The organism is Microcoleus sp. A003_D6 (assembly GCF_036702825.1).
Lineage (GTDB): Bacteria > Cyanobacteriota > Cyanobacteriia > Cyanobacteriales > Microcoleaceae > Microcoleus.
Map to the genome: position 1 here is coordinate 33,583 of NZ_JAUBWA010000034.1, position 24,386 is coordinate 57,968.

General features: G+C 45.7%; 25 protein-coding genes and 1 pseudogene. 18 read left to right on the plus strand and 8 right to left on the minus strand.

All coding sequences use genetic code 11. The annotated features are described in order from the left end of the window. Positions 1–63 precede the first annotated feature (63 nt). Entirely contained in the window at positions 64–1,743 is a 1,680-nt protein-coding gene (locus QUB70_RS12025; protein ID WP_332980539.1) for a calcium-binding protein, read from the plus strand. Between the two features lie 70 nt (positions 1,744–1,813). On the opposite strand, the gene QUB70_RS12030 is transcribed toward QUB70_RS12025, so the two are convergent. After that, on the minus strand, positions 1,814–2,176 hold the full coding sequence (locus QUB70_RS12030) for a hypothetical protein (protein ID WP_332980541.1): 363 nt from the start codon (positions 2,174–2,176) through the stop codon (positions 1,814–1,816). A 49-nt stretch (positions 2,177–2,225) separates the two neighbouring features. Further along, the gene (locus tag QUB70_RS12035) at positions 2,226–2,417 is read right to left on the minus strand and encodes a hypothetical protein (protein WP_332980543.1); all 192 of its coding nucleotides are present in this window, start codon (positions 2,415–2,417) and stop codon (positions 2,226–2,228) included. A gap of 160 nt (positions 2,418–2,577) precedes the next feature. Here QUB70_RS12035 and QUB70_RS12040 point away from each other — a divergent pair, with 160 nt between their 5' ends. Next, the gene (locus QUB70_RS12040; protein WP_332980545.1) at positions 2,578–3,420 is read left to right on the plus strand and encodes a photosystem II manganese-stabilizing polypeptide; all 843 of its coding nucleotides are present in this window, start codon (positions 2,578–2,580) and stop codon (positions 3,418–3,420) included. 427 nt (positions 3,421–3,847) lie between these two features. Next, positions 3,848–4,621: an RNA polymerase sigma factor SigF gene (locus tag QUB70_RS12045; protein ID WP_332980547.1), complete on the plus strand. Its 774-nt coding sequence runs from the start codon at positions 3,848–3,850 to the stop codon at positions 4,619–4,621. Positions 4,622–4,856: 235 nt separating this feature from the next. Here the strand turns inward: QUB70_RS12045 and QUB70_RS12050 are convergent, their stop codons facing one another. Continuing rightward, positions 4,857–6,023, minus strand: a complete 1,167-nt coding sequence (locus QUB70_RS12050) for a pyridoxal phosphate-dependent aminotransferase (protein ID WP_332980549.1) — start codon at positions 6,021–6,023, stop codon at positions 4,857–4,859. 679 nt (positions 6,024–6,702) lie between these two features. Between QUB70_RS12050 and QUB70_RS12055 the strand changes: the two genes are divergently transcribed. From QUB70_RS12055 to QUB70_RS12075, 5 genes are all read left to right on the plus strand, one after another. Beyond that, positions 6,703–7,215 (plus strand): adenine phosphoribosyltransferase, encoded by a 513-nt coding sequence (locus QUB70_RS12055; protein ID WP_332980551.1) that lies wholly within the window; start codon positions 6,703–6,705, stop codon positions 7,213–7,215. Positions 7,216–7,479: 264 nt separating this feature from the next. Then, complete coding sequence (locus QUB70_RS12060) at positions 7,480–8,520, plus strand: ABC transporter permease (RefSeq protein WP_332980553.1); 1,041 nt, start codon at positions 7,480–7,482, stop codon at positions 8,518–8,520. A 94-nt stretch (positions 8,521–8,614) separates the two neighbouring features. After that, the gene (locus QUB70_RS12065; protein ID WP_332980555.1) at positions 8,615–8,914 is read left to right on the plus strand and encodes a BrnT family toxin; all 300 of its coding nucleotides are present in this window, start codon (positions 8,615–8,617) and stop codon (positions 8,912–8,914) included. After that, on the plus strand, positions 8,911–9,111 hold the full coding sequence (locus tag QUB70_RS12070; RefSeq protein ID WP_332967015.1) for a hypothetical protein: 201 nt from the start codon (positions 8,911–8,913) through the stop codon (positions 9,109–9,111). The genes QUB70_RS12065 and QUB70_RS12070 overlap by 4 nt, the downstream gene beginning before the upstream one ends. A 171-nt stretch (positions 9,112–9,282) precedes the next feature. Further along, complete coding sequence (locus QUB70_RS12075) at positions 9,283–11,127, plus strand: leucine-rich repeat domain-containing protein (RefSeq protein ID WP_332980556.1); 1,845 nt, start codon at positions 9,283–9,285, stop codon at positions 11,125–11,127. A gap of 455 nt (positions 11,128–11,582) precedes the next feature. On the opposite strand, the gene QUB70_RS12080 is transcribed toward QUB70_RS12075, so the two are convergent. After that, the gene (locus QUB70_RS12080; protein WP_332980558.1) at positions 11,583–11,711 is read right to left on the minus strand and encodes a hypothetical protein; all 129 of its coding nucleotides are present in this window, start codon (positions 11,709–11,711) and stop codon (positions 11,583–11,585) included. A gap of 255 nt (positions 11,712–11,966) precedes the next feature. Further along, the gene (locus QUB70_RS12085) at positions 11,967–12,716 is read right to left on the minus strand and encodes a class I SAM-dependent methyltransferase (RefSeq protein ID WP_332980559.1); all 750 of its coding nucleotides are present in this window, start codon (positions 12,714–12,716) and stop codon (positions 11,967–11,969) included. Positions 12,717–13,135: 419 nt separating this feature from the next. Between QUB70_RS12085 and QUB70_RS12090 the strand changes: the two are divergent. The 6 genes and pseudogenes from QUB70_RS12090 to QUB70_RS12115 form a co-directional block, all read left to right on the plus strand. Continuing rightward, positions 13,136–14,455, plus strand: a pseudogene (locus tag QUB70_RS12090) (adenylate/guanylate cyclase domain-containing protein); the annotation flags it as partial. 385 nt (positions 14,456–14,840) lie between these two features. Next, entirely contained in the window at positions 14,841–16,253 is a 1,413-nt protein-coding gene (locus QUB70_RS32690; RefSeq protein ID WP_442927774.1) for an adenylate/guanylate cyclase domain-containing protein, read from the plus strand. A gap of 531 nt (positions 16,254–16,784) precedes the next feature. After that, positions 16,785–18,089, plus strand: a complete 1,305-nt coding sequence (bioA, locus tag QUB70_RS12100) for an adenosylmethionine--8-amino-7-oxononanoate transaminase (protein ID WP_332980560.1) — start codon at positions 16,785–16,787, stop codon at positions 18,087–18,089. Between the two features lie 17 nt (positions 18,090–18,106). Continuing rightward, entirely contained in the window at positions 18,107–19,174 is a 1,068-nt protein-coding gene (gene bioB / locus QUB70_RS12105; RefSeq protein WP_332980561.1) for a biotin synthase BioB, read from the plus strand. 238 nt (positions 19,175–19,412) lie between these two features. Continuing rightward, positions 19,413–20,024 carry a class I SAM-dependent methyltransferase gene (locus QUB70_RS12110; RefSeq protein WP_332980562.1) on the plus strand — a complete coding sequence of 204 codons (612 nt, stop codon included), beginning with the start codon at positions 19,413–19,415 and terminating at the stop codon, positions 20,022–20,024. 321 nt (positions 20,025–20,345) lie between these two features. Beyond that, positions 20,346–21,020, plus strand: coding sequence for an SDR family oxidoreductase (locus QUB70_RS12115; protein ID WP_332980563.1), 675 nt, complete (start codon positions 20,346–20,348; stop codon positions 21,018–21,020). 140 nt (positions 21,021–21,160) lie between these two features. Here the strand turns inward: QUB70_RS12115 and QUB70_RS12120 are convergent, their stop codons facing one another. Next, positions 21,161–21,661, minus strand: coding sequence for a hypothetical protein (locus tag QUB70_RS12120; protein ID WP_332980564.1), 501 nt, complete (start codon positions 21,659–21,661; stop codon positions 21,161–21,163). A gap of 82 nt (positions 21,662–21,743) precedes the next feature. Here QUB70_RS12120 and petN point away from each other — a divergent pair, with 82 nt between their 5' ends. After that, a complete protein-coding gene (gene petN, locus QUB70_RS12125) occupies positions 21,744–21,833 on the plus strand; it encodes a cytochrome b6-f complex subunit PetN (protein WP_071883976.1) in 90 nt (29 codons plus the stop codon). Between the two features lie 83 nt (positions 21,834–21,916). On the opposite strand, the gene QUB70_RS12130 is transcribed toward petN, so the two are convergent. Both QUB70_RS12130 and QUB70_RS12135 read right to left on the minus strand, forming a co-directional pair. After that, positions 21,917–22,282 carry a DUF5615 family PIN-like protein gene (locus tag QUB70_RS12130; protein WP_332980565.1) on the minus strand — a complete coding sequence of 122 codons (366 nt, stop codon included), beginning with the start codon at positions 22,280–22,282 and terminating at the stop codon, positions 21,917–21,919. Then, on the minus strand, positions 22,257–22,610 hold the full coding sequence (locus QUB70_RS12135) for a DUF433 domain-containing protein (RefSeq protein ID WP_332980567.1): 354 nt from the start codon (positions 22,608–22,610) through the stop codon (positions 22,257–22,259). The genes QUB70_RS12130 and QUB70_RS12135 overlap by 26 nt, the downstream gene beginning before the upstream one ends. 164 nt (positions 22,611–22,774) lie before the next feature. Here QUB70_RS12135 and QUB70_RS12140 point away from each other — a divergent pair, with 164 nt between their 5' ends. The 3 genes from QUB70_RS12140 (at position 22,775) to QUB70_RS12150 (ending at position 24,195) form a co-directional block, all read left to right on the plus strand. Further along, positions 22,775–23,368 carry a DJ-1/PfpI family protein gene (locus QUB70_RS12140; RefSeq protein ID WP_332980569.1) on the plus strand — a complete coding sequence of 198 codons (594 nt, stop codon included), beginning with the start codon at positions 22,775–22,777 and terminating at the stop codon, positions 23,366–23,368. Positions 23,369–23,414: 46 nt separating this feature from the next. Beyond that, complete coding sequence (locus tag QUB70_RS12145; protein ID WP_332980571.1) at positions 23,415–23,663, plus strand: DUF167 domain-containing protein; 249 nt, start codon at positions 23,415–23,417, stop codon at positions 23,661–23,663. A gap of 343 nt (positions 23,664–24,006) precedes the next feature. After that, a complete protein-coding gene (locus QUB70_RS12150; protein WP_015175540.1) occupies positions 24,007–24,195 on the plus strand; it encodes a CsbD family protein in 189 nt (62 codons plus the stop codon). Positions 24,196–24,386: the final 191 nt, after the last annotated feature.

The following is a 24,386-nucleotide window of genomic DNA, read 5'->3' on the forward strand; positions in this document are numbered from 1 at the left end:
TGTCACCAAGGCGATTAACATAATTTAAAACAATTTATTTTATTGAGGAGCGGTGTATTCCCTATGGCAAACCTGATCGGCACAGACAGCAACGACTTTATTCTAGGAACTCCGCTGGGCGATCGAATTCGCGGCTTAGATGGCGATGACACGCTCCTGGGTGCGGGAGGAGATGACACCCTAGAGGGCGACATCGGCAACGACCAGCTTCTTGGAGGGGACGGAGCAGATTCGCTGTTTGGGGGTGAAGGAAATGACGAACTCATTGGCAACCAAGGCCGCGATTTTGCGAACGGCGGGAACGGCGACGACTCGATTCGGGGCGGTTTGGGCAACGATACCCTCGACGGCAACGACGGGACAGACAGCGTTTTGGGAGACGCAGGGGACGACTTAGTTAGTGGCAACGCAGGCTTTGATGTGATTGCCGGCGGTACTGGCAACGACACCCTCACAGGAAATGATGGCGACGATTCTGTATTCGGGAATGCTGATGATGACTTTCTCTACGGGAATGCGGGGAACGATTCTCTCAACGGCGGTAGCGGCAGGGATCAACTGTTGGGCGGTGACGGTAACGATTACTTGACCGCCAGCGAAGGCGACGACACTTTGTACGGCAATGCCGGCAACGATTCGCTGTTTGGAGACTTCGGAAACGACCAAATATTCGGCGGTAAGGCTGACGATACAGCTTTTGGCGGCAGCGGTTCCGATACGATTCGCGGCGATGAAGGCGACGACTCGGTACTGGGAGATGAAGGTAATGACTTCCTGTTTGGTGGCAAAGGTAATGATGTTTTAGACGGCGGTTTTGGCGATGACTCCTTGGCCGGAGGTATCGGCGACGATACTATTTTGGGCAGTTTCGGCAATGACAATTTATTTGGTGCAGAGGGTAATGATTCTCTGATCGGAGGTGAGGGTTCGGATACTCTGACTGGCGGCAGCGGCAGCGATGTATTTGGATTGGGAGCCGGGCCTGGCAGTTTGGTTTTAATTACTGATTACAATGAGGCTGAGGATTTCTTTGGACTGCCGAGCAATTTATCTTTTAGTGACTTGGTAGTTCGGCAAGGTAACGGTGCAAATCTCAGAGATACAGTAATTACGACGATCGACGGCAAGCTTTTAGCAATTTTGACAGACACTCCGTCGGCGCTGATTGATGCCAATGATTTTGTATCTGTTACTGGGACTGGTACCCCCAGACCAACTACGACTACAACTACGACTACAACGACAACTACAACGACAACTACAGATCCAACTCTAACTCCAACTCCGACGCCGACTCCGACGCCGACGCCGACTCCGACTCCGACGCCGACTCCGACTCCGACTCCAACTCCGACTCCAACGGAAACTCCGACTCCGACTCCAACTCCAACTCCAACTCCAACGGAAACTCCGACTCCGACTCCAACTCCGACTCCGACTCCAACTCCAACTCCAACGGAAACTCCGACTCCGACTCCAACTCCGACTCCAACGGAAACTCCGACTCCGACTCCGACTCCGACTCCGACTCCGACTCCGACAGCAGCACCGACTCCGACGCCTACAGCTTCGAGGATTCCGACTGCGCCGACGGTTAGCGTGCCTGATTCGCCTCTGTTGTCAATTAGTTCTCTAGCCCCGACGCTCAATCCCGGACTTTTGCCAATGCCCGGTCAGACGCCGATATTCCCGACGGTGCTGCCGAGCCCGATACCCGTACCTCCTACACCTTTCGGATTTTAGGTTAGAGGCGATCGCGCGAGCTAGTTATGAGTTTTGAGTTAATTTAAAACTCACAACTCATAACTCAAAACTATTTAAGGTCTTGCTCAGTCTCGGCCGAGTCTTCAGGCGATTCGGCCGGATCGTCTTCGAGGGGAGATAATTGTTGGGCGTACCCCAAGAGCGATCGAAGTTTCATGCGCTGGATGTAAGGCCAGCCGCCATTGGCTTCAATATTCCTGAGCAGTTTGTAAAGTGCTTGGCGGTTGTCGGGAAAAGACGCTTGAAACAAACCGTCCCGAATTTCCTGGTGCGAAGCTTCCAGCGTCCGCAGCAAAGCCAAAAGCAGCAGACTGTCTCCCTGACAACTTTCGGCTAAGGTCCGAAGCGCCTCTGTCAGCAATTGCAGTTGAGACTGCAACTTTCCTGACTCTAAATCTTTGCCGTTGTCCATACCGCTGCTTCCTTTCAAATCTACAAGGCGTTTGTCCCCAGCCTTTTGGTCAGCCGACTAATCGAGCTAGTCGCGATCGCCATTCGGGGTCATAAGCAAAGTAACTTAAGTAGGTTGACGATCGCAATATTAATTTGCAGTCCAAGTCAGGAAAAGAGCACAACCCGTCGTACGATGTGTATTGGGCTGCGATCCTTCCCTTTTGAGAAATCAAAAGTTCTTGCTTATTTTTACGGCTCACTAGCTCGATTTTTTGAGTCAATGCCGGTGTCCGTGAAGCGAGCTATCTGGATCTAAATGCTGCCCGAAGCGCTGGCTAGCGCCTGCCGGCGGGCAATTATATTTTGCTCGAATTACGGCTTTTTCTTAATATAATCCGATGTTGGAGATTGAGGTTGGCAATGAAATATCGTGCTTTAATTGTTGCACTTTTAGCATTTTGCATGAGTGCGCTGGTTGCTTGTTCTTCTGCTCCTGACACGACGGTGGCGACTACCGAGTTGCTCACCTACGACGAGATTAGAGGTACTGGATTGGCTAATAACTGCCCTAGCTTGGCAGAAACTTCTCGGGGATCGATCCCCATCGAAGCGGGTGGCACCTATAAACTGACTGGTTTGTGTTTGCAGCCCACAACTTATTTTGTGAAGGAAGAACCAGCAAACAAACGCCAAGAGGCGGAATTTGTGCCTGGTAAATTGCTGACGCGGTTCACGTCGAGCATTGACCAAGTTCAAGGTACGCTCAATGTCGGTACTGACGGAACTCTGACTTTTAAAGAAGAGGATGGCTTGGACTTTCAAGCAATTACGATTCAGTTACCGGGCGGAGAGCAAGTACCTTTCTTGTTCACTATTAAAGAGCTGGTAGCCAGTTCCGATCCCGGAGTTGTTGCTATCAATACTTCCACCGATTTGAGAGGGGAGTTTAACGTTCCTTCTTACCGCAGCGCAGGCTTTTTAGACCCTAAAGGTCGCGGGGTATCGACTGGCTACGACAATGCTGTAGCGCTTCCGGCTACTGACAATTCCAAACTGAACCGCTCTAATGTTAAGCTGGCTGACACCCGCACCAAGGCGGGCAAAATTTCTCTCCAAGTTGCTAAAGTCAACAGCGCCACTGGCGAAGTTGGCGGGATTTTTGAGAGCACGCAGCCTTCTGATACTGATTTGGGAGCTAGACCCGCTCTGGACGTGAAAATTCGGGGTTTGTTTTACGCTCGCATTGAGCCTTCTGTGTCGTAAAATTTGCTTTCTGGATCGATCGAACTCGAGCAGTTTTTTGCCGTAAAGGTAATCCTCGCCCTTCATTAGCCAACAGTCTCGAGCAACATAACTTAAGACTGTTGACTAATGACTAAATTTATGATTAAATTATTATTTGTTGCCAGTTATTAAGTTAAAATTTTTAATTAATTAAAGTATTGCTTTCAAACCGCTTTCAGATTATGGTCGGGTGTCAAAAAAAATCCTGTAAAATTCGGGATTCTGCCTTCTACCTTCGGATGCTCCCGCTAAATCGCTGGGCATTCCCAAAGCTTGACAGGTGTGTTCGCGGTCACAGCTATGAAGTGCTAGGATTACACTACCTAAAGGTAAATTTTTTTAGACTAGATTGGAAACTAAATCTGAAGCAACGTCAGTCCTCTGCTCTATCAACCCTTATGCCGCCATGTCTACCACAACCCCGAACGAGCTAAAAAGCGAAAATTTGCAATTGTTGCGCGAGTACCAACTTTCTGGATCGAATCAAGTCCGCAATCAGTTAGTTAAACTGAATATTGGGCTGGTGAGAAAAGAAGTTTACCACTGGATCAACCAGTGCGGTGAAAACTACGACGATTTGCTGCAAGTCGGGTGTATTGGGTTGATTAGGGCGATCGAGCGATTTGATATGTCGAAGGGACACGCTTTTAGTTCCTTTGCAATTCCCTACATTCGGGGCGAAATTCAACACTACTTGCGGGACAAAAGCCCTTCTGTGCGATTTCCCCGCCACTGGCTGTCCCTGGAACGCAAATCTGTCGCAGCGATCAAGGATTTGCAGGTGCTGTTGAACCGCAAACCTACGGATGCTGAAGTAGCAGCAGTTCTTGAGGTTTCTGTACAAGAATGGCAAGAAATTAAGTTGGCCCATCTCAACCGATCGCCTCTAAGTTTGGACGCGCCGGTGCAAGATGAAGATGAGGGGGCTACTTGTCTGGGAGAATTGGTGCCCGATAGCAAGTATCGGAGTTTTCAGTTGGCGCAAGAGGATCGAATTCGCGTACAGCAAGCTTTGGCTATGTTGGAACAACGGACTCGCGAAATATTGGAGTTTGTTTTTCTCTACGATTTGACGCAGAAGGAAACAGCCGAACGCTTGGGTATCAGTGCGGTGACTGTTTCTCGGCGAGTTAAGAAGGGGCTGGATTTGCTGAAGGAAATTATGACTAAACAGCTTTAAGTTATTAGTCATTGGTCATTAGTCATTGGTCATTGGTCATTAGTCATTGGTCATTGGTCATTAGTCAGCAGTCAGCAGTCAGCAGTCAGCAGTCATTGGTCATTAGTCAGCAGTCATTGGTCATTAGTCAGCAGTCAGCAGTCATTAGTCATTAGTCATTAGTCATTAGTGAGTTGCTACCAATGCCCAATGCCCAATGCCCAATGACCAATGCCCAATGACTGATGACTGATTTTTAGATGCTGCGGACAAATTTATCGAGCCTTTCTACGGCTTTTTTAATTGTCCCTAAATCGGTGGCATAAGACAAGCGAATGTGGTCGTCTGCACCAAAAGCAATCCCCGGAATAACTGCTACTTGCTGCTGTTCTAAGAAAGCGTCGGAAAATTCCAGAGAAGTCATTCCAGTCTTGCTGATGTTGACAAACATATAGAAAGCACCGTCTGGTTTGATACAGCTAATTCCGGGAATAGCATCGAGCAATTCAAAGATTACCTGACGCCGATCGGCAAAAGCTAGTCGCATGGTTTCGACAGATTCTTGGCTGCTTTCCAAAGCGGCGATCGCGCCGTACTGTGCAAAGGTACACACGTTTGAGGTACTGTGACCTTGAATGGTGCTGGTGGCTTTAATCAATTCGACAGGCCCGGCTAAATAGCCAATGCGCCAGCCTGTCATCGAGTAACCTTTGGCAAAACCGCTGCTGATCAGGGTGCGATCGAAGATTTCTTGACCCAAGGAACCGATGCTGACGTGTTGGGCGCCGTCATATATAATTTTTTCGTAAATCTCGTCAGAAACGACTAAAATATCTCGATCGACTATCACCTCGGCCAGCGCTTTGATTTCCGCTGGAGTGTAAACCATTCCCGTCGGGTTAGAAGGCGAATTCAGCACAAATAACTTGGTTTTGGGAGTAATCGCTCGATTCAGTTGATCCGGTGTAATTTTATATCCTGTAGAAGCATCTGTCCGTACAATTACGGGCTTACCGCTGGCGAGTTTGACCATTTCTGGATAGCTCAGCCAGTAGGGAGCCGGAATAATTACTTCATCTCCAGGCTCGATCAGAGCCATCATCAGGTTGTAGAGCGAATGCTTGCCACCGTTGGTGACAATGATATTTTCCGGTTGATAGTGGAGATTGTTGTCGTCGCGGAGTTTGCGGGCGATCGCAGCTTTTAACTGCGGTTCCCCAGTCACAGGGCCGTACTTAGTCTTCCCCTCGTCTAAAGCTTGTTTTGCGGCCGCTTTAATGTGTTCGGGAGTATCAAAGTCGGGTTCTCCCGTACTCAAACTACAGACATCAATCCCTTCTGCCTTCATGGCTTTAGCCTTAGCTGCGATCGCCAAGGTTATGGAAGGAGGAACCTCACCCACTCGTGCTGCCAACTTGATCATTGGATTTTAGATATTAGATTTTTGACTTTAGATCATAGGGTCACAAATCGTGATATTCAACCCTCTTGTTAGGGAATTATGACATTTGTTTACATATATTGATACTCCCCACTGATGAATCAGGGGGATTCTTGAATGAATCCGAAAACTCTCAAAGGTGTTATCAAGGCACCTCTAAACGCTCAAAACAACTACCAGTACAAAAGGTATTGCAATTGCGCTTACTTTTAAATTGCGTCGCACTGAGCGAAGCGTCGCCCTGAGCGTAGTCGAAGGGTCGAAGTGTTTGCTTTCATAATCCATCACTCTTGCCAGATAGGTACGCTTCACATTCTGCCGTTACTTGTCAGTTATACAGGCTTACTACTCCTTATTAAGGAGTGTGGTGGCTCACTGTGCCGGGATTTCTCCGATACTAGAATGTTTCAACACGTAGATGGTTTTTTTACTTGCTAATCTAATTATAGAATAACATTCCAATAAGTTGTGTAAAATATTGAAGGCGGTTGAAACTGCTACGGAGTTCCTCCCCATGTCTAAAGCCAGGGGCTTCCCTCTCGTTTTTTGGTGAATCTAAAATTTAAAATCTAAAATCTAAAATCTAAAATCTAAACTCGATTGGCGTTATTATTGTACCATTTTTGAGGCCTCCTTACCCTTAACGCCGATCGGCAAGCTTATGGATCTCAAATCTCTGATTCGCGACATTCCTGATTTCCCAAAGCCGGGAATTATGTTTCGAGACATTACAACTTTGCTGTGCAACCCGCAAGGGCTGAGCTACACCATTGACAGCTTAGCCGAAAAATGCTCTGCAATGTCTGCTGACTATGTGGTGGGCATGGAATCGCGGGGCTTTATATTTGGCGCGCCTTTGGCTTATAAAATGGGACTGGGCTTTATTCCCGTCCGCAAACCGGGGAAACTGCCTGGAGAAGTTTATTTTGCTGAGTACGAGTTGGAGTACGGGGTCGATCGGCTGGAGATGCACCGAGATGCGATGGCATCGGGCAGCCGGGTGCTGGTTGCGGACGATTTAATCGCCACTGGCGGAACGGCGGCGGCGACGGCTAAATTGTTGGAGCAAGCTGGCTGCGAGCTTGTCGGTTTTGCTTTTATCATTGAATTGCAGGCTTTGGGCGGCAGGCAGAAATTGCCGGATGTGCCGATCGTCACGCTAGTTGAATATTAGTTAGTTAACTGTTGGCAGTTGGCAGTTGACAGTTGACAGTTGACAGTTGACAGTTGACAGTTGAATAAAAACTACTGACAAATAATATCCTTGACCTTTGCATCGGAATTATTCATCTCTCTCTTCTGGAGACTCTGTGAGCTCTGCGTCAAGAGCGGTTAAATCATTCCGATGCAACCGGAATTAATATCATTCACAATTCTTCAATTCTTCAATTCTTCAATTCTTCAAATCTAAAATCTAAAATCTAAAATCTAAAATCGCATGACTTCTATTAAGTTAAATCGAAATTTGCGAGTGTTGAGTTCTCTGTTTGGTGGCGAGACATTTACTTATGTTGTCAAGCGACTGTTGCAGGCACTTTTAACGCTATTTTTGGCATCGGCTCTTTGTTTTGCAATTATTGAGCTAGCACCGGGAAATTACTTGGATACTTTGAGCCAAAATCCGAAGATTTCGCCGGAGACACTCAAGCAACTCGAACAGCAGTTCGGCTTAGATAAACCAGCTATTGTGCAGTATTGGCTGTGGCTGCAACAAATTGTAACGCGGGGGAATTTTGGTACGAGTTTTGTGTATCAGCGATCGGTAGCGTCGCTGCTGTGGGAACGGGTACCGGCGACGCTGTTGATGGCGATCGCATCTATGTTTGTTACTTGGGCGATCGCGATTCCTTTGGGAATTGTCGCCGCCGTCAATCAAAACCGCACAGTCGATCGAGTTTTGCAAGTAGTCAGCTACACGGGACAGGGATTTCCGAGCTTTATTACAGCTTTGTTGCTGCTATTTTTCGCACAGAATACTTCGCCTCTGTTTCCCGTCGGAGGAATGACAAGTATCGACCACGCAGACTTACCTTGGTGGGGTCAAATAATTGATTACTGCTGGCACTTAATTTTACCAACTGTCGCTCTCAGCGTTACCAGTTTTGCTGGTTTGCAAAGATTGATGCGGGGACAATTGTTGGACGTGCTGCGTCAAGATTACATCCGAACAGCACGGGCGAAAGGTTTGCCGGACGATCGGGTAATTTACGTTCACGCTTTGCGGAATGCTATTAATCCGTTGGTTACGCTTTTGGGTTTTGAGTTTGCTAGTTTGTTGAGCGGTGCGTTTATTGCGGAATTTTTCTTTAATTGGCCGGGTTTGGGAAAGCTGACTTTAGAGGCGGTGAACAATCAAGATTTGTATTTAGTAATGGCAAGTTTGATGATGGGTGCGACGATGTTAATTGTGGGGAATTTGTTGGCAGATTTGCTGCTGAAAGCTGTCGATCCTCGGATTAAGTTGGAAGATTTGAAATAGTAGAATTATTCCTGGACGCACGCGGGGTGAAAAACCCTAGCTTATAACTTGTGTTATAATTTGATAGTACCTCGATTTAACATGATAAATTGCTTTGGATTATAATTTTGATTGGAATCCAGCCAAAGAAAAGCAAAATATTCGCAAACATCAATTAAATTTTCGTTTGGCATCAACTGTTTTCCGCGATCGTTCTCAATTAACAATCTATGATGAAGAACACAGTCAAGATGAAGATAGATGGATTACCATAGGCTTAGATGAAACAGGAATTTTAAGGGTTGTTGTCCATACCTTTGAACAAACCGATCGCACCTCCTGTATAATTCGGATTATTTCAGCCCGCAAAGCTAATTTCACAGAATCCCAACCTTATCAAGAGAGGAAATTATGAAATCAGAGTATGATTTTTCTTCATCAGAGCAAGGCAAGTTTTACCATCCTGATGCTAGGTTTCATTATCCCATTTATCTCGAACCCGATGTCGAGGACTTTGTGACTAAAATTGCCGAGCATAAAAAGATTGAGGTTCAAGCTTTGGTCAATGAATGGCTGAGAAATAACATTAAACTAATTCAAAGTGTTGAGTAGGTGAAAAACCTAGTTTTTTTTCTCAAGTGGTTTGGCTGATAGTACCGATCGCGATCGACCGCAAAAGGAGAAATGACATCGATTTGCAAGTAGCAGCAGGCGAAGTCAAAAGTTAACGGTATTCTCATGCCCTGTTTGCCCGATGCCCCATGCCCCATCTAGGAGTGTTTTATGTCAGAAAAACAACCAAACGAGCCAATGAGTTTTAGCAGCTTTGCGGACTGGTGCAGGCATATTGACAGTCTTTCAAAATCGGCAAGGCACACAGTTAAAGTGTTGTTAAAAAAGGCTGGCACTGATGACGCACAAGCAGCGGAGCAGATACTTTCAAGCATGACAGAACTGGATCTGTGCGAGAATAGAATTACCGACATCAGCTTCCTCGGCTCGCTCACCAATCTGACAACACTGGATCTCGGCGACAATAAAATTAGCGACATCAGCGTCCTCGGCTCGCTTACCAATCTGACAACACTGAATCTTGGCAACAATCGAATTACCGACATCAGCTTCCTCGGCTCGCTCACCAATCTGACCACACTCAATCTCAACGGCAATAGAATTACCGACATCAGCTTTCTCGGCTCGCTCACTAATCTGACCACACTCAATCTCAACGGCAATCAAATTACCGACATCAGCTTCTTCGGCTCGCTCACCAATCTGACCGCACTGTATCTCAACAGCAGTCAAATTACCGAATTCAGCTTCTTCGGCTCGCTCACCAATCTGACCACACTGTATCTCAACAAGAATCAAATTACCGATATCAGCTTTCTCGGCTCGCTCACTAATCTGACAACACTGCATCTCAACAAGAATCAAATTACCGATATCAGCGCCTTGCGCTCGCTCACCAATCTGACAGAACTCAATCTCAACAAGAATCAAATTACCGATATCAGCGCCTTGCGCTCGCTCACCAATCTGACAAGACTCAATCTCAACGGCAATCAAAATACCGCTCTGTGCGTGTTAGGGGAACTCGCACAGAAACGTCTTACTCTCTCGACTAAGCCAATTGATCCTCCAAAAGCCACAGCAGCAGTCAAAGTTGCCTATGTCGCTATTGGCCTAGAAGAACCCTCCGTTATTATTTGCAGCAGTCCCCGCGACGGTTATCTCCAAATCTTCAACTTGCTCAAACGCGACCATTCACAAAACTGCTGTGACGAATACAGCAATAGATTGGGGAAAAATCTAGACCAGAAATGGAGATCCGCTGTGGGAGAATTTGCAAGTCCGGGCGTGTGGAACTATGAGCTCGATAGCATGACGATCGAGTCCGAAGCAGACAGCACACTGAGTTCGCTAATGTACGAATTGGTTGACAGCTATGAGCTATCGGAAAAAACGAAGGGAAATGTTTTTCCCGCTCATTTGTTCGACGGGAGCTCCCTTGAAACCCCCACGACTTTGTTTAAAGAAATCTATTTGACCCAATTGTATATCTCTTCATTAGGACTCAATATTTCCCAAAAGGCACAAGAAATACTTCGCTGCCAAAAGCTGCTTTTCGAGCATTGCGGTTTTATATTTCCCTTTGAAAAGATTTGCGCGGTGTGCGATCGCCCCCGCCACCTTCGCTTTGACAGTCAAAACCGCTGGCACGCGGAAGCAGAACCTGCGATCGAGTTTGCGGATGGATGGAATTTTTACTATTATCACGGCGTCAAATTGCCTGAAGAATACGGCAAAGTCCACCCAAATCAATGGCAAGCCCAATGGCTTTTAACAGAAGAGAATGCCGAACTGAGGCGAGTGTTAATTCAAGGAATTGGTTACGATCGCATTTGTCAAGAGTTGGAAGCAAAACAAATAGATAGTTGGCAGGAATATGCACTATTACAAATAGATAATGCCGATGTCGAGCCGATTTGTTTGTTAAAAATGACTTGTCCGAGTACGGGATTCATTCACGCTTTGAGAGTGCCGCCTAACCTGACATCAGCTAGGGAGGCAATTCGCTGGGTAAATTGGGATATTGATGCAGAGGAATTTTCCGTGCAGACTTGATATTATAGCCTTTCTCAGGTAAATTAGATGCTCGCGGGCTTCGGGCCTAGCAAATATCAAAGCGTTTGAATTTTTAATTTCAGAACGGGGCTGACAATTCATTGAAGAACGGGCTAGGCTAGTTGTACACTTCTATTTCTAGGCCAGGAATGCACCAATAAAACTTCATTCACCCTCCAAACAGCGCAAAACAACTAGCAATAGAAACTCGCGAACTCACGAAACAATTCGATCGCCATATAGCCGTCAATGACATCGATTTGCAAGTAGCAGCAGGCGAAGTCAAAAGTTAAGATATTCTCATGCCCTGTTTGGCCTATGCCCCATGCCCCATCTCGGAGTGTTTTATGTCAGAAAAACAACCAAACCAGCCAATGAGTTTTAGCAGATTTGCCGACTGTTGCAGGCATATTGACAGCCTTTCAGAATCGGCAAGGCACACAGTTAAAGTGTTGTTAAAAACTGAAATGATAATAGTCTTGAGATAGCTTGACAACTTGCGCGCGATCGCTAATTATTTCGATTCCCCAGAGTTGCGACGAGAAAGCATCCCAGTCAATACTTTGAATCGCAGTTGCAGTCATTTTGTTTCCTTCATGCTGGCAGTATTATATATTTTTCAAACCGAACTTAGTAACCTAAAATACTAACAGCAATCTTTCTTTAAGCGGTAAGCTGCTGAGGTTGCACCCTACATAGTAAGCTGTCTTGCATTTAAATTGCATACTTCAATCTTTGTGGGAAAAGCGTCAAATTTTCTCCCCCTCTCCTCTTCCCCCCCTCTCCCTCTCTGAATACCATAGGTAATCTAGATGCAACACAGCTTAGGGCTGCTTTTTTCAATTAACAAATCCCCCAAACACCGCTATACCGTAGTATTTCCAAGGAACTGCAACAGTCTCAAATCCAGATGAGGCCAGCATTTCCAACTGTGCCGAAAGTGTAGCTAGGCGATCGGGATTAGAATACCCGTAAGACACACTCGTCCCCACCTTTGCCCGAATTTGTGCTAAAGTTTCCCCCTGATTTAGCGCCCAATCTTCCCGCGCCGCTTGATAAATATCTTTCATTGCTGCTGACTCTGCCACAACAGGATCGGCATTCCAAAAACAGCCTCCAGCAGTTAAACTTTCGCGAATCCGTTTAAACAATTTTAACTTCATCTCATCCTCAAGATGGTGAATTGCCAGAGATGAAATGCAAGCAGTGAATTTATCGCCCAAGCCAGAAAAATTTGGATTGTTCGCCCATTCTCCAAAATCCAATTCTCTGCCACTCCACCGGGCTGCGTATCCTGCTGACTCTATTTTTGCGCGGGCAAAATCAAGCATTCGCGGCGAATAATCGACAGCAACTATTTCCGCAGACGGGTAGCGTTGGAGAACTTTTAAAGTTAGTTCCCCCGTACCGCAGCCGAGTTCTAAAATGCGGTGGTTTGCACTAGCAATGCAGCCTGTTAATACATCCAGCATTTCGTCATATTTAGGTAAAAGTCGCCGAATACCGCTATCAAAATCCGCAGTATTGACGAAAACTTCTCCCGGAAAAATTTCGTTGTTCGCAGGTGAGACAGTAGAGTCAGAATTCACGATCGCCAACCATAGACTACAATTGCAATCCTAACGTAGATACAGCAAAAAGTGCGTGAAACGCAGCTATCCCGTAGGAAATCGCCACTATAAAGTTATGCGTACTTTTACGGATAAGGGAAACACTCGCGGTAAACAATAATTAACCCTCGGTTGCACTCAGAGAGTCTTGCTTTACCCCAGGTGCCAGCAAAACACTCTGAAAAAGCAGTGTTATGTTAGTAGTGCATAAATTCCAATCAAGATTAAACCTCACACTTGAGGATACCATGCGCCAGTGGATTTCTAGCAGTCGGGCTGCCATCAGCCAATTAATTTACAAGCGAATTCTTCTTGGGGTGACAATTTTATTTTGTGTAGGTGTAGGAGTAGCGATGGCAAATATGTCTCGTCTTTCCTCCACCCTAATTGAATCGCAAGCCCTCCAAAATGCCACCCTCTATGCCCAAGCTGTTAAAGAAGCCCGCACTCTTTACAGTTCTGATGTTGTCAATCCTCTCAACACTGCTAAAGCGATTAACTTTACCCACGACTACAAACCGACAAAAGTAACAGTTCCCGTACCGGCCACCTTCTTAATAGAACTGGGCAACCAGATTACTAACAAAAATCCCGAAGTATTACTTCGTGTCTACAGCAACTACCCGTTTCCCTGGCGAATAAAAGAAGGCGGAGCCAGAGACGATTTTGAACGGCAAGCTATTACCTATTTGACAAAGAATCCGACCAAAAACTTTTTTCGCAGTGAGAATTATCGCGGCAAAACCGCATTTCGATATGCCGAAGCGGATATTCTAACTTCTAGCTGCGTTAACTGTCATAATACTCACCGTGACAGTCCTAAAACTGATTGGAAAGTGGGAGATGTGCGGGGAATCTTAGAAATTACTCAGCCTCTCGAAACCATCACTCAAAATACACGCAGCGAACTTAAAAACCTGTTTTTACTGTTAGTAGGACTTTCACTTTTAGGTGTCACAGGATTAACTTTATCTATCAGCAGGTTGCGCCAAAATGCTAAACAATTAGAACAGCGCGTCAGGGAACGCACGGCACAATTGCAAGAAACTAATGTAGAATTGCTGAAAGAACAGGAAAAGAGCGATCGCCTGCTGCTCAATATTTTACCCGAATCCATTGCTGCCAAGCTAAAAGACGGTCAAAGCAGTATTGCTGACGGCTTCGCAGAAGTCACGATTTTGTTTGCTGATATCGTAGGATTTACCGTGCTTTCAGCACAAATATCTCCCGAAGAATTGCTCAATTTTCTCAACGAAATTTTTTCAGCCTTCGATGGTTTGACGGAAAAGTACGGATTGGAAAAAATCAAAACAATTGGAGATGCTTACATGGTAGTCGGAGGTTTGCCAAATCCCAGCACCAACCACGCCGAAAGCATTGCAGAAATGGCTTTAGATATGCAGGAGGAATTAGCAAAATTTAATGCCAAACATCATGCAGGAATTAACATTCGCATCGGCATCAATACCGGGCCAGCGATTGCAGGGGTTATTGGCACTAAAAAATTCATTTACGACCTCTGGGGCGATGCCGTCAATACAGCAGCCCGCATGGAATCCCACGGGATTGCCGGCGCGATTCAAGTCACACAATCAACTTACGATATCTTGCGAAATAAGTATCTGTTTAAAGACAGAGGAATTATCGACGTCAAAGGCAAGGGCGATATGAATACTTATCTGCTTGCCGGCAGGCTAGTCGGCGCAGTTTCGGTTTAATTTGTTTATTATATTATTCAGGGGTCTGCTAGTTAGTCCAGAGTCATCAGTCATTATATCATGTCCGGTCGATCGATCGCGATTTTGGTAGGGGCGGGTTCACCAACAATACCTGCCAGTAATTAACAATCTCAAAAACCCGCCCCTACCGGGATATTATGGTTAATCAATCGGACATGATATTAGTCAGCAGCCAGCAACCCAGAACTAACGGTTAATGGCTGCTGGCTGCTGGCTGCTGACAATTACAGGAATTGCGCGGGCGATGCGAGAAACCCGGTTTCTGCGCCGTTGCTTCGTTGACAAACCAAAAATTTATTACGAGAAACCCGGTTTCTTTTTCTATCTCCTAAATTAGCCATTTATTTGTACAACAGTAAGTTTTATGCCATTGCGGATTTTATCATTTTTGGGTTTTTTCAAATCTCGCTTGTCTAGGCAAATAGCTTTGTGGATATTTGCTAGCATTCTTGTCATAGAGGGAATTATTTTAGTTCCCTCTTATTTTCGGCGAGAAAATGAACTTTTAAGTCAACTGGAACAGGTATCTAGGATCACTGTTGATTCCCTAGAGTTGTTGCTCCAACAAGATATTTCCGATCGCACTTTCTTGCAAGAAGAAGTAAAAAATATTACTAAGGATTCTCAAATAGTGTTAGGACTATCTATTTACCAAGCTAACGGTCAGCTAATATATAAACTTGGCGAACCGCCAGAAATCAGTTTTGAGCAACTGAAAATTGCTCGTATAGTTCACAATCACAATTTCGATGGCAAGCGCTACGATATTGCTTGGACGGAGCGACATTTGGGAGGCGATTACATCTTAATTGTTCGCCTCGATGCTTCCAGCGTTCAACCGGAACTCTACGCATTTATCGGACGGATTGCTGGTCTGGTCATCATTATATCAGCCTTTGTCACTTCTGTGACTATGTTCTTTTTAGGGGTGACAGTAATTGCACCTATATTGAGATTGCGCGATGACTTGATCGCTGCCGGAGATGCTTTGAGCAAAGATCGAGAACAACCTGATTTCTACTCTCTGTCTGTCAAGCGCGATGACGAGTTGGGAGAACTCATGGTCGCATTCAATCAAATGTTTCACCGAGTATACAAGGAAATCGCACAGCGGAAACAAGCTGAGGAAGTATTGCGGGCAGAACAAGAAAAGTCGGAACGTTTATTGCTAAATATATTACCGGTAATGATTGCCGATCGCCTAAAACAAGGACAGATCAATATTGCCGACGGATTTGCCGAGGTGACGGTGCTGTTTGCGGACATTGTGGGCTTTACCGAAATCTCCTCCCGCACGTCTCCGGCAGAATTAGTCGAATTGCTTAACAAAATATTTTCAGCTTTCGATCGCTTAAGCGAACAATACGGCTTAGAAAAAATTAAGACGATCGGCGACAATTATATGGTAGCAGGCGGTTTGCCACTTCCCTGTAAAAATCATGCAGTATCTATTGCCGAAATGGCGATCGAAATGCAGCAAGAAATTATGAAATTTAGCGACGAATCCGGCGAACCTCTCAATATCCGCATTGGCATTAATACTGGGCCTGTTGTAGCAGGTGTCATCGGCACTAAAAAGTTTATTTACGATTTGTGGGGAGATGCGGTGAATACAGCAAGTCGCATGGAATCCCAGGGACTTCCCGGTAAAATTCAAGTTAGCAGCTCAACTTATGAGTTGCTGTGCGATAAGTATTTGTTGGAAAAACGCGGTAAAATTAATGTTAAAGGTAAAGGCGCAATGATCACTTATTTCTTAGTTGGCCGAAAATTGTAACTGACCATTTTAACCATCGCCCGCGAATACGTGGTATGGGGCTGACGTTGCAGGGCAGCCGCCCTCTCCACAAACTAAATTTTTTTTAACGAACCGCGAAGACGCGTTACGCGGTGCGGCGCGTTAGCGCTAGGACACGAAGGAAGAGATGAAGAAGTAAGAAAAGATAAAAGCTCACAACTGAGTTAAGATTGCTATATTATAGCTGTTTTCAATCTGATTAAATATCCTAGGGACGCGGCACTGCCCATTGGTGACAACTTAAGGCTAAAAACCTTGATAAATCTAGTTTTTACCTGAGTCTAGATCCCCCTAAATCCCCCTTAAGAAGGGGGACTTTGAGAAGATTCTTGTTCCCCCCTTCTTAAGGGGGGTTAGGGGGGATCTAGGCCTAATCGTCAAACACCAGTCTGTGACTAACTTTAACCTTAAGTTGACACAAATGGGAACGGCGCTGTGTCCTGATGCGATATCTATAATTAAATGAAAACTGCTAGATAATTTTGGTTGATATTAGTTGTATGGGTAAACATGACTGCGAATCAGGAACATAATTATTCAACTTCACCGATTTGGCAGCCATTCACGCAAATGAAAACGGCTCCTGCGCCGCTGAAGGTAATTCGCGGCAAAGGAGCGCTGCTGGAATTAGAAGATGGGCGGCAAATTCTTGACTGTATTTCTAGTTGGTGGGTGACGATTCACGGACACAGCCATCCGGTTCTGGCTGAGGCTCTTTACGAACAAGCTCAAACTTTAGAACACGTAATTTTTGCCGGATTTACTCACGAACCGGCTCAGAAGCTTGCTGCTAAATTGATAACTCATACGCCTGATTCTTTGACGCGGATTTTCTTTTCTGATAACGGTTCGACTGCTGTTGAAGTTGCTCTGAAAATGGCTTTTCAATATTGGCTAAATCTCGGAGAAACTAACCGCACTAGCTTTATTAGTTTTGAGGGAGGTTATCACGGCGATACTGTGGGCGCGATGTCTGCTGGCAGAAGTTCGCTGTGGTGGGAATCTTTTGCGCCTTTAATGTTTCCTGGGGATGTTGTGCCTTTTCCCGCGACTTTTGACGGCGATGAGGAGGTGGAAAGCAAGGATGCGGCGAGTTTAGAGAAGTTGGAGTTTTTGTTAAAGCAGGGCGGCTGTGCGGGAATTTTTATCGAACCTTTGGTGCAAGGTGCTGGGGGAATGCGAATGTGCCGCCCTGAGTTTTTGCGGGCGATCGCACAACTTGCCCGCCAGTATAATGTATTGTTGATTTACGATGAAGTAATGACTGGTTTTGGCCGCACGGGCGAACTGTTTGCCTCGCTTAAATCTGGAACTTCACCGGATATCCTGTGTTTGTCTAAAGGATTGTCTGGCGGCTGTTTGCCAATTGCTGTCACAATGGCATCGGAGGATATTTATCAAGCTTTCTGGCGAGATGAATGGGACAAAGCTTTTTTTCACAGTCATTCTTACACCGGAAATCCCTTAGCTTGTGCGGTGGGTGTAGCATCCTTGGAGCTTTTGGAGCAAAACCCAAATGTTTATCAAGGGATGGAAAAACTGCACCGCCAATATCTGAATCAATGGCTGAGGAATCATCCTAAACTCGAACGGATTCGGACTTGCGGCACCATCGCAGCAATGGATGTGAAAACCGAAAGCGTTGCCGGTTATTTTAATGACATCGGTTCTGTATTGAAAGCCAGATTTCTCGAAGCGGGGTTTTTGCTCCGCCCCTTGGGAAATACGCTTTACTTAATGCCTCCCTACTGCATTTCTCCTGATGAACTAGAATCGATTTATCGGGTAATTCGTCAGGTTTTGGATACTCTGTAAACCCTTTAATTTTAGTAATGAATTTACCCAATTGGAACGATTTGGCTGACGACGCGCTGGCGGGCAAATGTCTCTCTCGCGAGCAATCTTTAGCCGTATTGCGCGCGCCGGATGAGGTTTTGCTAGAACAATTAAATGCAGCTTATCGGGTGCGCCGCCACTACTGGGGAAACCGAGTCAGGCTGCACTATTTGTTAAACGCTCAAAGTGGCCTTTGTCCTGAAGATTGCCATTATTGTTCTCAGTCGAAAATTTCAACTGCGGAAATTGAAAAATATCCGCTTTTAGCTAAGGAGAAAATTCTGGATGCGGCCCAACGCGCCGCAGATTTAAAAGCTGGTACGTTTTGTTTGGTAATTTCTGGCCGCCAACCTAGCGCATCTACTTTCGATCGCGTTTTGGATGCTGTAGAAACCGTCAAGGCAAATCATAACCTAAAAATTTGCGCTTGTTTGGGATTGTTGACCGAGGAACAAACTCACCGTTTGGCTAAAGCTGGAGTCGATCGCGTAAATCACAATCTCAATACTTCCGAATCGTACCACGAGGACATCTGCACAACTCACACTTTTGGCGATCGGGTGGAAACCGTCGAACACGTAAAAGCAGCGGGGATCACAACTTGTTCGGGCGGAATTTTGGGGATGGGCGAATCGGATGATGATGCGATCGATTTAGCGCTGTCGCTTCGCAAATTGGGCGTTACTAGCGTACCGGTCAACTTTTTCATTCCGATCCCCGGTACGCCCTTTGCAGGTTTAAACACATTAAATCCCCGCCAATGTTTGCGAATCCTCTGCTTGTTCCGATTTTTGCTTCCCAGCCAAGAAATTCGGATTGCTGGGGGAAGGGAGGTGCATTTGCGTTCCTTGCAACCCCTCGGACTCTACGCAGCTAATTCTATCTTTGTGGGCGATTATCTGACAACTCCCGGACAAAGCGCCAATCAAGATTGGGACATGATTCGAGATGCGGGATTTGCGATCGAATCTCCTGAAGATCGGGGATTTGCGATCGAATCTCCCGAAGATCGGACAGCGGTTGAAACCGCATCTACCAAAACAAAACCCGCCTCCGCGGGTTGAAGATCGGACGGCGGTTGAAACCGCATCTACACAAACAAAACCCGCCTCCGCGGGTTGAAGAGACCGGGCGGTTAAGATTACATTATCTTCTTAAGTCCGCGGAGGCGGACATTGTTTGTATAGCCGCGAATTCTATTCGCCGGGTCTTCTGAATTAACCATTCGCCCCGTCTTCTGAATCAACCATTCGCCCCGTCTTCTTGAATTAACCAATCTCAAATAATACAATAGGGGAAATTGTGGACAAACGCGAAGAAATTACGATCGCAGAATACCAGCTAACTGCCGAATCTTTCCGAGAAGGAACTTGGCATCACGACGTATCCCAAAATCGCGATGCATTGACGGCTGCCATGCCCCGCAATCCCGGTAAAATTCTCGATATAGGATGCGGGCCGGGACGAGATTTAGTAGCGTTCAAGAGCCAAGGACACACAGTTGTAGGCTTAGATGCAACTCCAGCTTTTGTAGAAATAGCAAAGAAGTTATCGGGATGCGAAGTTTGGCAGCAATCTTTTCTGAATCTCGACTTGCCAAATGCAGAATTTGACGGTATTTTTGCCAATGCTTCCCTGATTCACGTTCCCAGCGACGAGATGGTAAAAGTGCTGCAAGATTTGCACAAAGCCTTAGTTGTTAACGGTGCAATTGTCATGTCAATGTGCCGGGGAAATTGGGAAGGATACGACGAGCGGCCGACGGGAAAACGCTATACTGCCGGATGGGAATACGAAACTTTAGCGCCTTGTTTGGAACAAGCAGGATTTGCAATTGTCAGCCACTACTATCGCCCCCCCGGCTTACCCCGCGAAGCTCAATCTTGGGTAGTAATGGTGGGAAGAAGTCATTAGTCATTAGTCATTAGTCATTGGTCATTGGGCATTGGGCATTGGGCATTAGTCATCAGTCATCAGTCATTTTGTAGGGGCGGGTTTAGCTAAAAATATATGATACAAATGACTAAAAAAAAGGCAAAACTCGCCCTCCTGCTTGCATTCAATTCATTCCCAAACACTCTTAAAAGTATCTGCGTTTATCTGCGTTGTATCTGCCTTATATCTGCGGTCGATATATCAATTAAAAACTTCCGCAATAAATCTAATCAAAAGCGTCCCAATCATCTTGGTGATTGCTGTATAATAAAAATTGTTGTGAATTCAAGGCAATAAATAATGACAGACAAATTCCACATTTTTTTAGCGGGTGCTAGTCGAGGAGTCGGCTTAGAAATCGCGAAATGTCTAATAGCACAAAATATGCAAGTAACCGCACTTTTGCGATCGCCCGCAACGAGCACCGAATTAGAAGCAATGGGCATCAAAGTCGTGACGGGCGATGCTTTAGATGCTGCCGCTGTGGAAGCTGCGATCGCTGGCGGCGAGCCAATTCATGCCGCAATCAGCACCATTGGCGGCTTGCCAAAAGATGGAGAAAGAGCCGATTATTTGGGCAACAAAAACTTGATTGATGCGGCTGTCAAAGCAGGCGTGCAAAAATTTATTTTAGTTTCATCGATCGGTAGCGGTAATAGTGCCGGCGCTTTGCCACCCCAAGCTTTAGAAACTTTGGGCCCGGTTTTAATTGAAAAGGAAAAAGCCGAAAATCACTTGATAGAAAGCGGGCTGATTTATACAGTGATTCGTCCGGGCGGACTCAAATCGGAACCTGCCACAGGCAACGGTATTTTAACAGAAGATTTTCGAGTTACTGGAACTATTCACCGGGCGGATGTGGCGGATTTAGTTTGTCAGTGTTTAGTTTCTGATGCTGCTAACAATAAGGTTTTGTCGGCTGTAGATAAACAAATGGTTTACGGCAATCTAGAATTTGAGGTATTAAATTTATAGGGGCGGGCTAGAAGCCCACCCCACAAGAAAATTCACTTGTTGTGGAACAGGGGCGGGCTAGAAGCCCACCCCACAAGAAAATTCACTTGTTGTGGAACAGGCATCTTGCCTGTTCCTAAAAAGGCTGCAAGATTTTGCACTCAAGAATCAAAAGGCTTAATCCACGATCGCCCGTTAGCGAAGCCCTCGAAGAGGATCGCCCAATCCAACACCAAACCCGCGATCGCAAACAATACCACACTCTCAGCACCGCGAACAGCAAACGGCAATAACTCTTGCAAAGCCGGCATTTTCCCCGCCTCAAAAAACAATCCAGCATCCAACTGTCCAAAAGCCCGCACCAACCCAAAAGCCAACACCACACCGGATTTAAGCTGCGGATTAGTATCGCGGCGGATAGCGTAGCGGTAAGTAACGCCGAACAAAAAACCGCCCAAAAGTGCGATCGTCCCTCGGGCGGCAAAATTTAGGTCAATTGCCCTCACCTGCAAACTCGCCAGAGAATCCAATCTATTTGCCAGAATTAAGCTATTAACAAGGGCGATCGCCCCAAAACCAAGCAAACAAGACAAAGCAGCAACACTCCCTGCCTTCAAAGATTCTACCCGTTCAGCCGCACTAAAATTTGACGAATCCTTCACAGCGCCCTCATTTCAAAAATGGCTCAAATTGACTTATCATAAGGTTTGGAGTCACTTTGTACAGTTTGTTCAATAAATAGCTATGGATATTTTGTCACTCGGTTGGGTTTCGGTGCTAGTTCTGTTTTCCTTCTCAATTTCAATGGTCATTTGGGGACGCAACGGTTTTTAGATTCCCGAATAGCTTGCGGGGCAGGCCCAAAAGCCTGCCCGATCTTTGATTTTGCCAGAAACGTGCGATCGTGCACTCTCACCCTATTGAGGCAGCGGCAGATGAACAATTTGGTCTTGATATTCCTCATCAAAAGCTGCCTCCGCAATCAAGGTTAACTCATCAATTGTCTGACCGATACTCAAATTTGCATTTAAAATTAAAATTCCTGGTACGTGACGACCTGCGGCAATGTGGTCTGCCAAATGTACCGGCATAGATTTGCGGTTATTTGTCACCAAAATAAATCCATTTTCCTCGCACCAGCAAAGAATCTCTGGGTCTTTAGTGCCTTTAGGCGGAACATCATTTTCCCCGACTGCCCGCATCACAAAGCTGGGATTTCGCAGAAGATATTGAGCTTGATAAACAGGATCGACATTTTCATCCGAGAGATACTTGAGACTCATTAGCTATTTTCATTGCTTCTCTTTCAGCTTTAAACTTCATCAGTTTAACAACAACCGGCGGGGGATTTCGTCGCTGTTCTTCTAGCACTTTATCGCTCCATGCCAGCCAATCATCTATGTAAGCTGTAACGGCTTCTTGGTTGTGCAGATAATACAAAATAGTGGCATAAACTTGTTCTAAAGTCACTGTTTTGTAAGATTGGGCAATTTCCTCGGGAGTCCGCTTTTTGTAGGTAAAATCATAAAGAATAGTTTCAATTCCTACCCTTGTGCCTTTGACCCGAATATCATCGGGACGCAAAAAGTCGAAGTAATCTTCTAGTTGCATAGTTAGCCTCGCTATTTGTTTGTACTATTGTACTACATTTTAGCAAAGCGGTCGGCAGCGAGTTTCATCATGGCAGCCCTAATTTCAGTTGCTCAGATGCTATTATAGTGTTGAGACTATTTTCCAACACCTTTAACCAAAACAAAATAAGCCCCGTTGCAAACATGACAGCCAAAAAAATATTAATGTTAGTCGGCGACTTTGTAGAAGACTACGAAGTAATGGTGCCCTTCCAAGCACTGCAAATGGTAGGTCACACCGTCCATGCAGTCTGCCCGGACAAAGCCGCAGGCCAAACAATTCGCACAGCAATTCACGACTTTGAAGGCGATCAAACCTACAGCGAAAAACCAGGTCACAACTTCACTTTAAATGCGACTTTTGACGAAATCAACCCCGCCGACTACGACGCTTTGATTATCCCCGGAGGACGCGCCCCAGAATACATCCGCCTCAACGAACAAGTGCTGCAAATTACGCGCTACTTTGCTAACAGCAAAAAGCCGATCGCATCTATTTGTCACGGCTTGCAAGTCCTAACCGCCGCCGGCGTGCTCGAAGGCAAACGCTGCACGGCATACCCCGCTTGCAGCCCCGACGTACTCCGGGCCGGCGGCAAATATACAGAAGTTCCCATTACCGACGCTGTAGTCGATGGCAACTTAATTACTGCCCCCGCGTGGCCGGCTCATCCTAATTGGCTGGCTGAATTTCTAAAAGTTTTAGGGACAAAGATCGAACATTCAGATAGTCATTAGTCATTAGTCATTAGTCATTAGTCATTAGTTATTAGTTATTAGTCACATGAAAATTTTCACAGTCAAAGTTAAACCTAATTCCCAACAGCAAAGCATTGCAGAGCAACCCGATGGCAGCCTCACAGTACATCTCAAATCGCCGCCAGTGGAGGGTAAAGCCAATCAAGAATTAATCGTGCTGTTGGCGAAAAAGTTTAAAGTGCCGAAATCTGCGATCGGCATTAAATCCGGTTTTTCCTCTAGAAATAAACTTGTGGAAGTTGCGATCGAACCTTCAACTTATATCTTCCCGTAGGGACACGGCAATGTGTCCACAGGTGTCAACTTAAGGCTGAAACCCTTGAGAAATCTCGGTTTTACGCCAAGTCTAGATACCCCTAAATCCCCCTTAAGAAGGGGAGTAGGGGTTGACTTTGAGTAAGTTCTTGTCCCCCCCTTCTTAAGGGGGGCTAGGGGGGATCTAAGTTTAACGGTCAAACAGCCATCTGTGATTGGGTTTGAGCTTAAGTTGACACTAAAGGGCTTTTGGAGTCTCCCTACCGGATATCTATAAATTCACCAACAAATCTATCTAAAGATGGATTCAGACTCAGCTTTGAATTCATACATTAGTATTTGTAGCGTCAAATTTAAAAATAATGAGCATTGAAAATAGAGTCGAAGCAACTGCTAAGAATATTGAAGGCAAAATCCAAGAAGCCGTTAGCGAAGTTACAGGCAACCAGAAAGACAAATTAGAAGGTCAAGCCAAGCAGGACGAAGCCTCAGCAATTCACCTGAAAGAAGACCTCAAAGATAAAGCTAAAGAGATTGTAGACCGAGCCTAGAGTATTGCCCCCTACAAGTTTCCTGCCTACTAAATCCCGCAAACACACAGTTTGCGGGATTTTTTTTAGAGATACTTTTTGTAGATTATAAAGCAATACGGTTCACTTAAGACAGATCCCCCCTAACCCCCCTTAAAAAGCAGGGTGGATTAATTGTCATCCTAGAAATAGGTACGTAGTTGGGCTTTAGC